16 protein-coding genes are annotated in these 14,619 nt (G+C 35.0%); 10 read left to right on the forward strand and 6 right to left on the reverse strand.

What is annotated here, in order from left to right; translation table 11 throughout:
- Together ACGH6S_RS11065 and ACGH6S_RS11070 are read right to left on the reverse strand one after the other, a co-directional pair.
- Positions 1-232, reverse strand: a 232-nt coding sequence (locus ACGH6S_RS11065) for a transposase (protein WP_411578909.1), incomplete at its 3' end; no start/stop codon positions are given.
- A 198-nt stretch (positions 233-430) separates the two neighbouring features.
- Entirely contained in the window at positions 431-832 is a 402-nt protein-coding gene (locus tag ACGH6S_RS11070) for an SMI1/KNR4 family protein (protein ID WP_065589761.1), read from the reverse strand.
- A gap of 360 nt (positions 833-1,192) precedes the next feature.
- On the opposite strand from ACGH6S_RS11070, the gene ACGH6S_RS11075 reads away from it, so the two are divergent.
- On the forward strand, positions 1,193-1,843 hold the full coding sequence (locus ACGH6S_RS11075) for a DUF421 domain-containing protein (protein WP_034912801.1): 651 nt from the start codon (positions 1,193-1,195) through the stop codon (positions 1,841-1,843).
- A 74-nt stretch (positions 1,844-1,917) separates the two neighbouring features.
- Here the strand turns inward: ACGH6S_RS11075 and ACGH6S_RS11080 are convergent, their stop codons facing one another.
- Positions 1,918-2,190: a DksA/TraR family C4-type zinc finger protein gene (locus ACGH6S_RS11080; protein WP_065589760.1), complete on the reverse strand. Its 273-nt coding sequence runs from the start codon at positions 2,188-2,190 to the stop codon at positions 1,918-1,920.
- A 162-nt stretch (positions 2,191-2,352) separates the two neighbouring features.
- On the opposite strand from ACGH6S_RS11080, the gene msrA reads away from it, so the two are divergent.
- From msrA to msrB, 3 genes are read left to right on the forward strand one after another with little or no spacing between them, the layout of a single operon-like run.
- Positions 2,353-2,883, forward strand: coding sequence for a peptide-methionine (S)-S-oxide reductase MsrA (gene msrA, locus ACGH6S_RS11085; protein ID WP_366940515.1), 531 nt, complete (start codon positions 2,353-2,355; stop codon positions 2,881-2,883).
- Positions 2,884-2,898: 15 nt separating this feature from the next.
- Positions 2,899-3,426 carry a cytochrome b gene (locus tag ACGH6S_RS11090; protein WP_411578908.1) on the forward strand — a complete coding sequence of 176 codons (528 nt, stop codon included), beginning with the start codon at positions 2,899-2,901 and terminating at the stop codon, positions 3,424-3,426.
- 48 nt (positions 3,427-3,474) lie between these two features.
- The gene (msrB, locus tag ACGH6S_RS11095) at positions 3,475-3,918 is read left to right on the forward strand and encodes a peptide-methionine (R)-S-oxide reductase MsrB (protein WP_174798341.1); all 444 of its coding nucleotides are present in this window, start codon (positions 3,475-3,477) and stop codon (positions 3,916-3,918) included.
- A 60-nt stretch (positions 3,919-3,978) separates the two neighbouring features.
- Here msrB and lptG read toward each other — a convergent pair whose 3' ends face one another.
- Both lptG and lptF read right to left on the reverse strand, forming a co-directional pair.
- Entirely contained in the window at positions 3,979-5,043 is a 1,065-nt protein-coding gene (gene lptG, locus ACGH6S_RS11100; protein WP_297223796.1) for an LPS export ABC transporter permease LptG, read from the reverse strand.
- Positions 5,044-5,053: 10 nt separating this feature from the next.
- Positions 5,054-6,154 (reverse strand): LPS export ABC transporter permease LptF, encoded by a 1,101-nt coding sequence (gene lptF / locus ACGH6S_RS11105; protein ID WP_411578907.1) that lies wholly within the window; start codon positions 6,152-6,154, stop codon positions 5,054-5,056.
- A 137-nt stretch (positions 6,155-6,291) separates the two neighbouring features.
- On the opposite strand from lptF, the gene ACGH6S_RS11110 reads away from it, so the two are divergent.
- The 6 genes from ACGH6S_RS11110 (at position 6,292) to ruvB (ending at position 13,209) form a co-directional block, all read left to right on the forward strand.
- Positions 6,292-7,770, forward strand: a complete 1,479-nt coding sequence (locus tag ACGH6S_RS11110; RefSeq protein WP_411578906.1) for a leucyl aminopeptidase — start codon at positions 6,292-6,294, stop codon at positions 7,768-7,770.
- Positions 7,771-7,786: 16 nt separating this feature from the next.
- On the forward strand, positions 7,787-8,242 hold the full coding sequence (locus ACGH6S_RS11115) for a DNA polymerase III subunit chi (RefSeq protein ID WP_065610897.1): 456 nt from the start codon (positions 7,787-7,789) through the stop codon (positions 8,240-8,242).
- Between the two features lie 581 nt (positions 8,243-8,823).
- Positions 8,824-11,031: a DNA polymerase III subunit gamma/tau gene (gene dnaX, locus ACGH6S_RS11120; RefSeq protein ID WP_411578905.1), complete on the forward strand. Its 2,208-nt coding sequence runs from the start codon at positions 8,824-8,826 to the stop codon at positions 11,029-11,031.
- 31 nt (positions 11,032-11,062) lie between these two features.
- On the forward strand, positions 11,063-11,401 hold the full coding sequence (locus tag ACGH6S_RS11125) for a YbaB/EbfC family nucleoid-associated protein (protein ID WP_065561174.1): 339 nt from the start codon (positions 11,063-11,065) through the stop codon (positions 11,399-11,401).
- Positions 11,402-11,582: 181 nt separating this feature from the next.
- Complete coding sequence (gene ruvA, locus ACGH6S_RS11130; protein ID WP_065589753.1) at positions 11,583-12,191, forward strand: Holliday junction branch migration protein RuvA; 609 nt, start codon at positions 11,583-11,585, stop codon at positions 12,189-12,191.
- Positions 12,192-12,204: 13 nt separating this feature from the next.
- Positions 12,205-13,209, forward strand: coding sequence for a Holliday junction branch migration DNA helicase RuvB (gene ruvB / locus ACGH6S_RS11135; protein ID WP_174798314.1), 1,005 nt, complete (start codon positions 12,205-12,207; stop codon positions 13,207-13,209).
- A 92-nt stretch (positions 13,210-13,301) separates the two neighbouring features.
- Here the strand turns inward: ruvB and cysK are convergent, their stop codons facing one another.
- Entirely contained in the window at positions 13,302-14,267 is a 966-nt protein-coding gene (gene cysK / locus ACGH6S_RS11140) for a cysteine synthase A (RefSeq protein WP_411578904.1), read from the reverse strand.
- Positions 14,268-14,619: the final 352 nt, after the last annotated feature.

Raw genomic sequence — 14,619 nt, forward strand, 5'->3', positions numbered from 1 at the left:
TGAAAATATCAACTAATATTCCTTTTTTAGACCACAAATTAAATCGTCTATAGACGGTGCTCCATTCACCAAACTCTACTGGCAAATCTCGCCAAGGAATACCAGTTCTCATTCGGAAAAGGATCCCTTTAAACGTCATCCGATGCTCGGATTTATTATAAACTCGGCCAGTATTTTTCATTATTTGTAGTAGCTTCTCCCACCGTTTATCTGTTAGCATTGTTCTTGGCATGATGAATCGAGTTATGGTTGTTTTTGGCAGAATTATTATAACTCACATCATGCCGTCTAAAAATAATCACGAAAGATCAACACGCCCTAATATTTTATGATTAAAATACTCAACTGAAAACTTATAAGGCGTTAATTTTGTTTTTATGTATATTCATTGCAACATTTTTTTAATTACTTTAAACAATGCGATTAATTCCTACAGCTTATTTATAAAACTATCAAATGATTCAGATACTAAAACTAATTCTTTTTCATCCATCAGCCATATATATATTTCTCCATAATTTTCATTTTTTAATGAAAGTAAAAAACAATTTCCACCCTCATCATAAGCAAAAGGAATCATATCTTTTAAATTAGAAAAGTCATCAATTAAATTAGTGTAAATATCTTCTATAGTTAAATCGCCATATTTTATTGGATTAAAGCCACCTAATAAAAAGAAATTATGTTCACCGTTTTCGGGAGGGTAACCACCATTAAATTTAATGTAAAAATCAATAAATGAAAGTGGAATTTCTTTATCAAAATAGTTGCTAAATTCTTCAATTTCTTCAAAAGATAATTGTTTTTCCGATTCTTCGATTATTAGTTGCATTTGTTATTATCCTTTTTAACTGGAAATATATACTTTTTGACTGTTTTTGTGGGTAAATATTTTACCTTCATTTCAAACTTAAAACACACCGATTTACAACATTGCATAATAGAAATTAGTTATCGCAATCAAAGTAATAATCTTATAATTTGTGTGAATTTTAGAGTAAAATACAATCAATAAATTATATTAATAATCATACTTTGTTTTAGTCATGAAAATAGAACCGTATTGATCATTAATCAAACAAAAATTATACCAGTTTTACATAAATTATTACCCGTTTCGATACAGAAGTTTCTATTGATTCTGCATTTGGAATTGTAGTTCAACATATTTTGTTTAGCTTGGAGAAAGGAAATGTATTTATTAGAAATGGCACCAAAATTTTTATTAGCTTTAATTATTTTACTTGTTTATGTGAAGTTATCGGGTAAAAGCCAAATAGCACCTATGTCACAGCTTGATCAGGTTGGTAGTATGGTTATTGGTGCGTTGGTTGGGGGGGCCTTACTTAGTCCGACAGTATCTTCTTGGGAATCGGCTGGATTAGTGGCTATTTGGGCTGGCTTACTTGTTTTAATTCGATTTATCAAATCTAAAAACTCACGTTTACGCGATGCTATAGATGGCGAACCAATCCAACTTGTTAAAAATGGGCATTTAATAACGGATAATTTTGTTAAAGCCAACTTACCAGTAAGGGATTTTGAAACCTTAGTCAATATACAAGGCATAGCTTCTTTTGATGAGTTAAAAGAGGTTTGGTATGAATTAAATGGTTCGTTAACTGTTATCAAAAAAGGTGATAAAGATATTGCCGTGCTAATCATCGAAAATGGCGGTATTAGCCATGACAATTTAGAACAACTTAAAAAAGATGAAAATTGGGTTAAACAAGAAATTGCAAAACAAGGTTATGAAAAATTAGAAGATATTTTTTGTGCTGAATGGTTTGATAATAAATTAATTGTTTATCCTTATGACGCTGTTCGTGAAGGTAAAAAATAACTATTGTTTGTATCTTAGGGTGGGTAATAATCCACCCATCTTTTAGCTCAATTGGTTAAAAATGTATCTTCAAATTAACGTAGTTGGCTATCTTTGCTGCCACGACGATTATATAGACTTGATGTTTTAGCTAATTGTTTATCGATTTCTTGTTGGCAAGACAAACAATATTGTACGCCAGGCAATGCTGACCTTCTGGCTTCTATAATAGGCTCTCCACATTCAATACAAAAATGAGCACTAATTGTACCGTGATTGAGTTGTCTTCTTGCGTTTTCGATGGCATCAGCAATAGTGCCTTCGATTTGTTGATTAACGGCATCGTCAGACGCCCATCCACTTGCCATAAATGAATCCTTCTATAACTGAAATCGTTGACCAATGATATGGTGTTTTTTTAAACATTTTCAAGTAGTATGCTAATTTAAAGCAGTGTATTTTAGTGTTAATGATTATGCTGAAGTTAAGCAATAAATAGAAGAATTGTTTAACATATTAAGTGGGAGGTTATTATGCAACAATATGAACAAGCAACATTTGCTGGCGGTTGTTTTTGGTGTATGGTTAAACCCTTTGATCAGTATGAAGGGGTTATTAGTATTGTAGCAGGATATACTGGGGGGAATGTTATCAATCCAACCTATCAGCAAGTTTGCTCAGGCACAACAGGGCACACCGAAGCGGTACAAATTAAGTTTGATCCAAAAGTTATTAGTTATAAAAAATTGCTTGAAATTTTTTGGAAACAAATCGATCCAACGGATTCACAAGGGCAATTTGCTGATCGAGGTGATTCTTATCGTCCTGTTATTTTTTATCATAATGAATATCAACATAAAGTAGCATTATCGTCTAAACAAGCATTACAAGATAGTAAGAAGTTTAATAATCCTATAGGTGTCGCTATCGAGCCAGCAGTTGCCTTTTACCTAGCTGAGGATTATCACCAAAATTATTATACAAAACAATCCCAGCATTATAATCAATATTATCAATTATCAGGGCGATCAAAGTTTTTAGCACAGCATTGGCAAAAATAAAGAGGCAATTGAATTATGCAAAACTATCCGCAATATAGTAGTAAACAAAAATGGAACCATTGGTTAACATTGATACTGATTGTATTAACGTTTTTATTAGTGTTATTTAAGGTGACGTTGTCACATTATTTGGGTGGTATGTTTACTATTTTTTTATTACATAAATCTTTTGGCGTGTTGATATTTGTAATAACCTTGTGGCGTTTTACAATTATTAAAGCTGAAGGTGTGCCTAATGTCTTGCCCAAAAATCAAAAACTACAACGTATTTTATCGACGTCCATACAAGGGTTTATTTACATTTTTTTAATTATTGTGCCTCTGTCTGGGTACTTAATGAGTAGTCGGTCGCTGAATTTTTTTGGCATCATTTCTATTCCGGCTATTGATATGCCTAACATGTTTTATGATTTTTTTCATATTATGCATAAGTTCAGCTCATATTTATTAGCAATTTTACTTATTTTACATATAGCTGGCGCCTTATATCATTATTTTTGGATTAAAGATAAAGTATTGCAATCAATGTTAAATCGTAATTAATTCTATTATTTAAAATAAATAACATAAAGGTGACTTATGAATAAAACAATGAAGGAAAAAGCACTGTCCATATTAACACCTATGCAATATCACGTAACTCAAAAAAATGGGACTGAACCACCGTTCGAAAACGAATTTAACTCTAATCATGAGGAAGGGATATATGTTGATATTGTATCTGGCGAGCCGTTATTTACTTCGTTAGATAAATTCGATTCAGGATGTGGCTGGCCTAGTTTTGCTAAACCGATAGAAAAGGGCAATATTGTTGAAAAAAAGGATACCAGTTTTGGTATGCGACGTATTGAAGTGCGATCTGTGGAAGCTGATTCTCATCTTGGACATGTCTTTAATGATGGTCCAAAAGAGTTAGGTGGATTACGTTATTGTATTAACTCGGCTTCCTTACGATTTATACCTAAAGAGGAACTGGAAGATGCAGGTTATGGGCAATATTTAAACCTGTTTGATAAACAATCACAGACAGCATAATCGTTACAATATAAAAATCCTATCATCTAAATCAGATGATAGGATAAAATTTTAAAAGACCTAGTTTTTCCTTTTAAATAAAATATAACTAATCAATAAAAATACGAAACTGGTTATAAGCGAACCAATAACAGGGTAAATACCAATAACAATACTTACTTGGGCAAACAAATTATCGGCAATATAAAATAAGAAGCCAAAGCTGATGCCTATCACCACACGAATCCCCATTGATACGCTACGCAATGGACCAAAAATAAACGATAAAGCTAACAACATCATCACAGCAACTGAAATTGGTTTAATGATCTTTTTCCAAAACAGCAAATCATAATACTTAGTATCTTGCCCAGAGTTTTTTAGATATTGTGAATACTCATAAAGCCCTGAAGCCGACAACGAGTCAGGATCAAATGCGACAATATTTAATTTATCAGGAGTAATGCTTGTTTTCCAAGGCATGGATATCGTATTTACACCAACTACTTTATTGGGCACTGTTAGATCATTTTTTTCAACTTGCGATAATGTCCAAGTATCATTTTCATACACTCCATAAGCAGCATAGGTAATAGATTGAAGCTTATTTTGGTCAACTGAATAAATATAAACATTCGAAATCGAATTATCGTTATTTACATGGCCAATAAAAACATAATCATTACCATCTTTAGCCCAAAGACTGCCTTGTTCAGCCATTAACGAATTACCATAAAGCTTTTCAGAACGCATATTGCGTGCAGTTTGCTCGCTAACTGGAGCAACCCATTCACCAACCGCCATTGTAATTAGTACTAGTGGTAATGCTGTTTTCATCACCGCAAATGCAATTTTGAAACGACTAAAGCCAGATGTTTCCATTACAATTAATTCACTGCGGGATGCTAACAATCCTAAACCAATCAATGCACCCAATAACGCAGCCATCGGGAAGAATACTTCTAAATCTTTTGGAGCCATTAAAAGCGTATAAATACCGACAGAAAACGCATCATAATCAACTTTAATTTTTCGAAGCTGATCAATAAAACGGATGATACCCGACAAACTGATAAGTAAAAAAAGACTAACACCAATGGTGCTTAAAATAGTTTTACCGATATAACGATCTAAAATCGAAAACACGCTTTGCTCCTTAAGATGCAGAATATTTTAAGCGAAGTTTACGCATAAATAGGTTATCCCAACAATTCAATATTATCGCTAACACAAAATATCCTAAATTCAATATATAAAACCACAATTCGGGATCTAACCGACCTTTACCTGCATTAGCCTTAATTGAACTGGCTGATAAAAAGTAAACTAAATAGAGCAGTAAAGCAGGTAAAACTTGTGCAAGGCGTCCTCGTGGGTTTGATACGCTCAGTGGAATAACTAAAAAGGCCATTAATGGTACTGAAATAATTAGCGTTATCCGCCAATAAAATTCCGCAACAGCTTTAGGTGTATTAGTGTTAATAAGCTCTAATATTCCCAATTGCTGAACATCGATTTTATCGTTATCCTCGTTAGTATTTAACTCTTTGGGTTTTATGATACCTAAATAATTATGAAAGTTTGAAATTCTAAAATCTTTTAATTGTGCTGTACCTTCATAACGATTAGCATTTTCAAGTGTAATAATTTGGTTACCTTCGTTATCGTGTCCAGTCTTACCTTTATTAGCAATAATAATAGAAGGTCGTTGATTTGCTTTTGGATTGATTTGAGCAATAAAGACATTCTCTAAATTGTTATTATCCACATTACCAATGTAAATAACTGAATTACCATCTGGCGTTTGTTGGAATTGTCCTGCTAATAATCCAGCTAAACTAGGATTGATCTTAGCATTAGCAACCAATTGATCTTGCTTAACGTTAGACCAAGGACCAAACCAAAGTGAATTCATTACGGTTAATATACTAGTTAAAATGCATAGAAAAAATACTACTTGATAAGTTAAGTTTTTCTTAACACCACATGCATGCATTGCTACCATTTCACTATCAGAATAAAGTCGCCCGAAAGTAACAAGTACACCAAGAAAAAGGCTCAGCGGCAAAATAAGATCGGCCATATTTGATACGCCTAAAACTAGTAACGGCATAATTAATTCACGAGGGATTGAACCATCGATTGCGCTCGACAAAATTCTAATTAACTTTTGAGAAAAGAAAATCAGCAACAAAATAAATAAAATTGCCCCTTGGGTTTTCAATGTTTCTTTCACTAAATATCGACGAATTATCACATCTTACCTTTATCTGTTGGCACAAAACCAGACTATTATAATCTGATTTGTTTCGTTTTAGTTATCTTTTTGTTGCTATCCAACAATGAACCGATAGAATATAAATTATCTGCACTAATTCATAAACGAGAAGCACCATGGAATTTCAAATAAAAAACAGTACTATTATAACTAAACAAAAAACAGAGTGTTTAGTTGTTTCAATTGATTCAAGAAAAAACCAGTCTGATTTTGTCAAAGATATCGATAAATCAACCAATGGTTTAGTTAGTCAACTTATCAAATCAGGTGATATAAGTTGCGAACTAGGTAAAACTACTTTGCTATATCCAAATAACAATTTAAAACAAAAACTTTTATTTGTTGGTTGTGGCAAAGCAAAAACATTTGACTCAGTTCAAGCTAAAACCGTTATTAAAGCGGTAATAAAAGAACTACTAGCCCAAAAAATTAAAAATATCGCATGGGATCTATTAGCGTTCAATGAAGTAAATAGCCTTGAAATAGCCAAACAATTGCCGCAAATTATTAGCGATATAACTTATCGGTTTGATGATTTTAAAACGATTAAAGATCCTGTACCAAGCTTAACTAAAGTGACATTATTAATTCATAATAAGAAAGCGTTATCAGCATTAACTGATAACTTGTTACAAGGGCAAATTATTGCTAATGCTATTACCGTAACAAAAACAATTGCCAATATGCCGTCAAATATTTGTAACGCAAAATACTTAGCCGAACAAGGTAAACAACTAGGCAAACAGCATTCATCATTAAAAGTAACCTGCCTTGGCGAAAGCGAATTGGCAAAATTAAACATGAACGCTTATTTAGCAGTAGGGCGGGGTTCGCAAAACGAATCAATCATGACTATTATTGAATACAAAGGTGCTAAAGATAAAAAAGCCCAGCCGTATGTTTTAGTCGGCAAGGGACTAACCTTTGATTCAGGAGGAATATCAATCAAACCATCTGCAGGCATGGACGAAATGAAATACGATATGTGCGGTGCGGCAACCGTTTATGGTGTTATGCAGGCTGTGGCAGAGTTAAAATTACCTATTAACGTTGTTGGAGTCATGGCGGGTTGTGAAAACATGCCTGACGGCAACAGCTACCGTCCTGGCGACATATTGACAACCATGTCAGGTACTACAGTTGAAGTGATTAACACTGATGCTGAAGGTCGCTTAGTCTTATGTGATGCTTTAACATATGTTGAACGTTACAATCCAAAAACTGTTATTGATATTGCCACTTTAACTGGCGCTTGTATCGTTGCACTAGGACATCACTATACTGGAGTAATGGGTAATAACGACAAATTAGTTGCACAATTGATCTTATCATCCAACAAAGCAGGCGACAAAGCATGGGCGCTACCGATTGATAGTGAATTCCAAGAACAAATCAAATCAACCTGTGCTGATATTGTTAATACTGGTGGTCGAGATGGCGGCACCATTACTGCGGCATGCTTCTTATCACGTTTTACCGAAAAATATCAATGGGCACATCTAGATATTGCTGGCACAGCGTGGAAATCTGGTGGGCAAAAAGGAGCAACGGGTCGTCCAGTTGCCATGTTGATTCAATATCTACTAGATCAATAAATCGAGCTAAGATTTTATGAAAAAAGTGATCTTCTATTTACTTGAAAACCAAACAGAAGCCGACGAGTCTGGCGTGCTTTTTTACGAAAAACTAGCATGCAAAAAAATAGTTGAAGCATGGCACGCCAATCAGCGCGTGCAAGTTGCTTGTCAAGATCAGGGTCAAGCAGAACGAATAGACGAGTACCTATGGCAACTCGAAACCGACAATTTTGTTCCGCATAATTTGGCTGGTGAAGGCATGAAAGGGGGATCACCTGTTGAAATTAGCTGGCCACAAAAACGCAGCAGCGGCACACGTCAGCTACTTATTAATTTACAAGAACAATTTCCTGAATTTGCAGGTGTTTATCGTGATATTATCGATTTTGTGCCAGTGGATGAGCAGCTAAAGTCATTAGCAAGGAAACGGTACAAGTTGTATAAAGAGGCAGGATTTAATCTTAAAACGATTTCAATTAATTGCGAATAATATTAGGGAAGTTTTTTTATTTCTTCACTGATTATTTTTTCTAAAACTTAATGTTAAAATCAAATAAAATCAATGGCTTACCTGAATGTTTTTTAATGGTGAAATCTGTGCATTATCCAAAAACTCAAAATTCACGCCAACCCTTTTTTTATTGATGGGTAAAAATTAATGAAAAACAATAAATTAAAATCATCTTGTAGAAAAGGGTATTTTAAAGTAGAAAACCTGTTTTGCTTTTGCAAAACTATGTTTATAGTATATCTGTTTCTCTATTAACGCCATATAGGTGGTTTAGAAAATATTTAATTACCTCGTTCCCCTCTCTATCTCTATTAACGCCATATAGGTGGTTTAGAAAAACGCTCTTTTTTCGTTGTGCTTTCTTATATATTCCATTTTATAATTTGTTAGGTATGTTTAGGTTAGCACTATTACACTTTTATTTTTTAATAGCAAATTTAGGTTTCCTCAAGCTAAATTTTGTTGATTAATATTGCATCGATTATTGACTGTATCAAGACTATTTTGCCAGTTTATGATATGATTAGTGCCAAATTCAATGGCAATGAGTTATGGTGATTATGAGTTATCAAGTTCTGGCACGCAAATGGCGACCAAAATCATTTTCTGAGGTTGTGGGGCAGCAACATGTCCTTAAAATTTTGTCTAATGCACTTTCGCTAGGGCGAGTTCATCATGCTTATTTGTTTTCAGGCACTCGAGGAGTAGGTAAAACGTCAATTGCGCGTTTGTTAGCAAAAGGGCTGAATTGCGAAACAGGCATTACTGCTACACCATGTGGAGTTTGTGATAATTGTCGTGATATTGAACAAGGTCGTTTTGTTGATTTACTTGAAATTGATGCCGCATCTCGTACCAAGGTCGAAGACACTCGTGAAATACTTGATAACATCCAATATTTACCAACTAAAGGGCGCTTTAAGGTTTATTTGATTGATGAAGTGCATATGTTATCGCGCAGTAGCTTTAATGCACTTCTTAAAACCCTAGAGGAGCCACCTGAGCATGTTAAGTTTTTATTGGCAACTACAGATCCGCAAAAATTACCTATAACTATTTTATCACGTTGTTTGCATTTACATTTAAATGTATTAGATACAACATTAATTGGCCAGCAACTTGAACATATTTTAAAATTAGAGCAAATCAGCAGCGATCCGAAAGCGATTGGGTTATTAGCTAAAGCAGCTAATGGCAGTATGCGTGATGCGCTGAGTTTAACCGATCAAGCGATTGCTCTTGGTAACGGTAAGGTCGATGCAGAATCAGTGTCGGTAATGCTTGGTACACTTGATAAGTCGGTTCCTTTTGCAATTGTTGAAGCATTACATAATAGTGATGGTAATGCCTTAATGCAACAAATTGAAGCAGCTGCTATACAGGGCGCTGATTGGGATAATCTGTTAGCCGAAACCATTACTTTATTGCATCAAATTGCGTTATTACAAGTAGTGCCAACTGCTTTGGGTGATTATATTGATAATGAAGAGCGCATACGTTTTTTAGCACAATATATGGCACCTAACGATGTGCAGTTGTTTTATCAAATTTTGCTAATGGGTCGTAAAGAGCTTTCTTTTTCGCCTGATAAAAAAATTGGTGTCGAGATGAGTTTTTTACGCGCTTTAGCCTTTATGCCAAAGGTTGTTGATGCTGTTACACCACTAGTTATGGCTAGTTCGGCATCTGTTCAAGGCAATAAGCAGACTCAAACTCAAAAGCAAACTAAAGAACCGCCTAATACCCAATCGCAATCACAAGCAGTAATGCATGCGAATGTATCAAGGCAAGCAGAAGCTAATAATCAGGCTGTAAATCAAACTAAAAAACAATCTCGAATTCAGCAATCTGATCCTATACTTGCAACAGTGAACCAGCCAGTTAATCATACCGAACAGAATACACCACAATCAGTGATAAGTTCGTCATTAACAAATGAGCAAAGTCAGCACAATGACTTAAACGATTTAACCGTTTTGTCTTCAAAAACAGCGTCAACATCTAAAGCCAAACCAGCAACGGCGGATCTAACGATTCCTGATGATGTGTCGTCGGTGACTAAAAGCATTTTAGAAATGCGTATGCAGTTGTTAAAAGAGGAACAATATCCAAAAAAGTCTGAATCGGTTGATGTAATTCAACCAAAAAATTTAGTAATAAATAAATCACTAACACGAATTAAACAGAGCGTTGTGCCAGTAAACGATATCGATAACAACGATAACGGCAATAGTAAAGAAGATATTACCGCTGAAAATTATCAATGGCAAGCCAGTGGTCTAACTGCAATGAAGGAAGAGTTGGTGGTCGATACTAAGGCTTTTCGTGAGTCACTAAATGGTGATAAAACTCCTGAAATGATTAAGAAATTAATTACCGAAATGGCGCAAAAAGATGCCTGGTGTGCCGAGATCGAGCAATTAGATTTACCGCCGTTAATTAAGCAAATCGTAGCTAATTCAGCTTTTGAACAAGTAGATAGTGGAACGATTGTGTTGCATTTGCGTTCAACCGTTAAGCATTTGATTAATTCGATATCGAATGTGATAAAGATAAAAAAAGCGCTATGCAAACATCGTAACCAAGAGCTTGATGTAGATATTATTATTGATGATGTAAATTATAAAACACCAGTTGAAATGCGCGAAGAGTTATACCAAGAAAAACTTGCGCAGGCGAAGATAGCCATTGCCGAAGATTCAAAAGTGGCTACAATTTGTCGATATTTTGATGCTAAGATTGATGAATCCAGTATTCGTCCTGTATAATGCAGACTATATTTTTTAATGAGGAATTATTATGTTTTCAGGTGGAAAAGGTGGTTTGGGCAATTTAATGAAACAAGCCCAACAAATGCAAGCTAAAATGCAACAAGCACAAGAGGAGATCGCTAAATTAGAAGTTACTGGCGAATCAGGTGCTGGTTTAGTTAAAGTCACTATTAATGGTACTCATAGTTGTAAGCGCGTTGAAATTGATCCATCACTTATGGCTGATGATGATAAAGAGATGTTAGAAGATCTTATTGCTGCGGCTTATAATGATGCGGCTCGCCGTTTAGATGAAGCACAAAAAGAAAGAATGGCTCAGGTTACTGGTGGCATGCAATTACCACCAGGTTTTAAAATGCCGTTTTAAGTTAATGCATTAATTCAGTTAGTTAAACTTTTTGCATTGCCGACTTTGAGTACCAAGTCGGCGATATTTTTTTGTTATTGCCTGTCTATTTATACAGTTTTTCTTTATTATTTTTTTGCTATCGGGTAAACTACACCTTATTATTTGCTTATTTGTTATGCTTTATTATTAAGGATATATTGTGATTGGTCGTTTACGTGGTACCATTATTGAAAAGCAACCTCCTAAAGTCTTGATAGAAGTCGGTGGCATCGGTTACGATGTGTTTATGCCGATGACCTGTTTTTATGAATTACCCGAAAATGGACGAGAGGTCATTGTGTTAACACATTTTTCCGTGCGTGAAGATGCCCAAATCCTATATGGTTTTAATCAAGAACAAGAGCGTGAATTGTTTCGTGAACTTATTAAAGTTAATGGAGTTGGTCCTAAGTTGGCGTTAGCCATTTTATCGGGCATGTCAGCAGCGCAATTTATTAGTGCTGTTGAACAAGGTGAAATTAAAACACTAGTTAAATTGCCTGGCGTAGGTAATAAAACTGCACAACGATTAATTGTTGAGATGAAAGATCGCCTCAAACATTTTGGTGAGCAATCATCAAATGTTAGCTTGGTTTCTGATGTAGATAGTGTTCAAAAGTCAGCTAATCAAATTGAAAGCGAGGCTGTTTCAGCTTTAATTGCATTAGGTTATAAACCACAAGAAGCTAGCCGTATTATTAATAAAGTAATTAATCCTGATATGGATTGCGAAACGCTGATTCGTGAAGCCTTAAAATCAGCATTGTAAATAGAGATTTATTATGATTGAAGCGGATCGTTTGATTGCACCACAAGCGCAAAAGGAAGAAGAGTCATTAGATCGTGCAATTCGTCCAAAATATTTAGACGAATACATTGGTCAACCGCAAGTTCGTGAGCAAATGAAGATATTTATTCAAGCCGCTAAACAACGCAGTGATGCACTTGATCATGTGCTTATTTTTGGTCCCCCTGGGCTTGGAAAAACTACATTGGCTAATATTGTCGCAAACGAAATGAATGTAAATTTACGCACTACATCAGGTCCTGTTTTAGAAAAAGCCGGCGATTTAGCCGCTATGCTAACTAATCTAGAGCCAAACGATGTGCTGTTTATTGATGAGATTCATCGGCTTTCGCCTGTAGTTGAAGAAATTTTATATCCAGCTATGGAAGATTATCAATTAGATATTATGATTGGTGAAGGACCTGCTGCACGTTCAATCAAAATCGATCTTCCCCCCTTTACATTAATAGGTGCAACAACTCGTGCAGGGTCGTTAACTTCGCCATTGCGAGATCGTTTTGGTATTGTACAAAGACTTGAGTTTTATCGGGTTGAGGATTTGGAATATATTGTTAGCCGTAGCGCTAAATTTTTGGGCATGGATCTGTCAGACGAAGGTGCGCATTTAATTGCACAACGTTCACGCGGTACTCCCCGAATTGCAAATCGACTTTTGCGCCGAGTGCGCGATTATGCTGATGTAAAATCAAAAGGTGTTATCGACAAAAAAATTGCTACTCAAGCGCTAGATATGCTTAATGTTGATAATGAAGGCTTTGATTATATGGATCGCAAATTATTACTGGCCATTATAGAAAAATTTATGGGTGGTCCTGTTGGTTTAGATAACATTGCCGCGGCAATTGGAGAAGAGCGTGAAACGATCGAAGACGTACTTGAACCTTTTTTAATTCAGCAAGGTTATATCCAAAGAACGCCACGCGGTAGAATTGCTACACCTCATGCGTATCACCATTTTGGGATTATTCAGGATAATTGAACAGTTAAAATTATACTAGTTTATGTAACAAAAAGCGTGGCTATTTGCTCAGCTACGCTTTTTTATTAATCAAGTTTAATTCTATTTGGAATTTAACCGAGCTCTTTTTCAGTAAACATGCCACTAAATAAGTCAGTACTTAAGTAGCGTTCACCAGAAGAAGGTAAAATGGTTACAATAGTTTTATTAGCATTTTCTGGTAATTTTGCTAATCGATCGGCAGCATAAACGGCGGCACCAGATGAAATTCCTGCTAAAATACCTTCTTTTTCCATCAAATTACGGGCTGTTTTGATCGCTTCTTCATTTGATACTTTTTCCACCACATCAATTAAACTTAAATCAAGATTTGCAGGAATAAAACCAGCTCCAATACCTTGAATTTTGTGAGGTCCTGGCTTAATTGGTTTACCTGCTAGTGCTTGACTAATTACTGGTGAGTTGGTTGGCTCAATGGCAACTGCTGTTATATTTTTACCTTGTGTTTTTTTGATATAACGTGTTACACCAGTAAATGTGCCACCAGTTCCTACTCCAGCAATAAAAATATCGACTTTTCCATCGGTATCTAGCCAAATTTCAGGGCCCGTTGTTTTTTCGTGAATTTCTGGATTAGCAGGATTACTAAATTGCTGTAGCATCAGGTTCTTTTTAGGATCCCTTGCCACCATTTCCTCTGCTTTTTCGATTGCGCCTTTCATACCTTTAGCAGCTTCAGTTAATACTAAGTTAGCACCTAAGGCTTTTAGTAGCTTTCTGCGTTCAATACTCATGCTTTCAGGCATGGTTAACGTTAGCTTATAGCCTCGAGCAGCGGCTACAGCTGCAAGTGCAATCCCAGTATTACCACTTGTTGGTTCAATTAGTTCAACATCAGTAGTTAATAAACCACGCTTTTCAGCATCCCAAATCATGTTTGAGGCAATGCGGCATTTGACGCTAAAACTTGGATTGCGAGACTCAATTTTGGCTAAAATATTACCGTGACCAAAATGTTTTAATCTGACTAATGGTGTATACCCAATAGTTTGTGAATTATCATCAAAGATATTACTCATAATAAAGTCCTTCTTTAGTTCTAATTAGCTCAAGAGAAACTCTCTCTAATTACTTAATCATATTTATTATTATAAATACTACCTAAAAAGATGGTACTAATTAATTATTATAATGATATTCATTTGAGCTATAAGGTGATCTTTGTTTGTAGGAGTTTTTTATAAATATTAGTAATCGCCAAGATTCTAAAATTGAATTTTTGTTAAAAAATATGTTATTACAAAATATATGACTTTAAATCAACAAATTCTGGAACGGCTACACTAATTAGGGACTGTTGATCTTTGCTGTACATAAATTACTCAACAATACATTGGCAGCCACATTAACATAAATGCCAGTGATACCATA

It is taken from the genome of Gilliamella sp. BG3, from assembly GCF_046635605.1.
Taxonomy (GTDB): domain Bacteria; phylum Pseudomonadota; class Gammaproteobacteria; order Enterobacterales; family Orbaceae; genus Gilliamella; species Gilliamella bombi.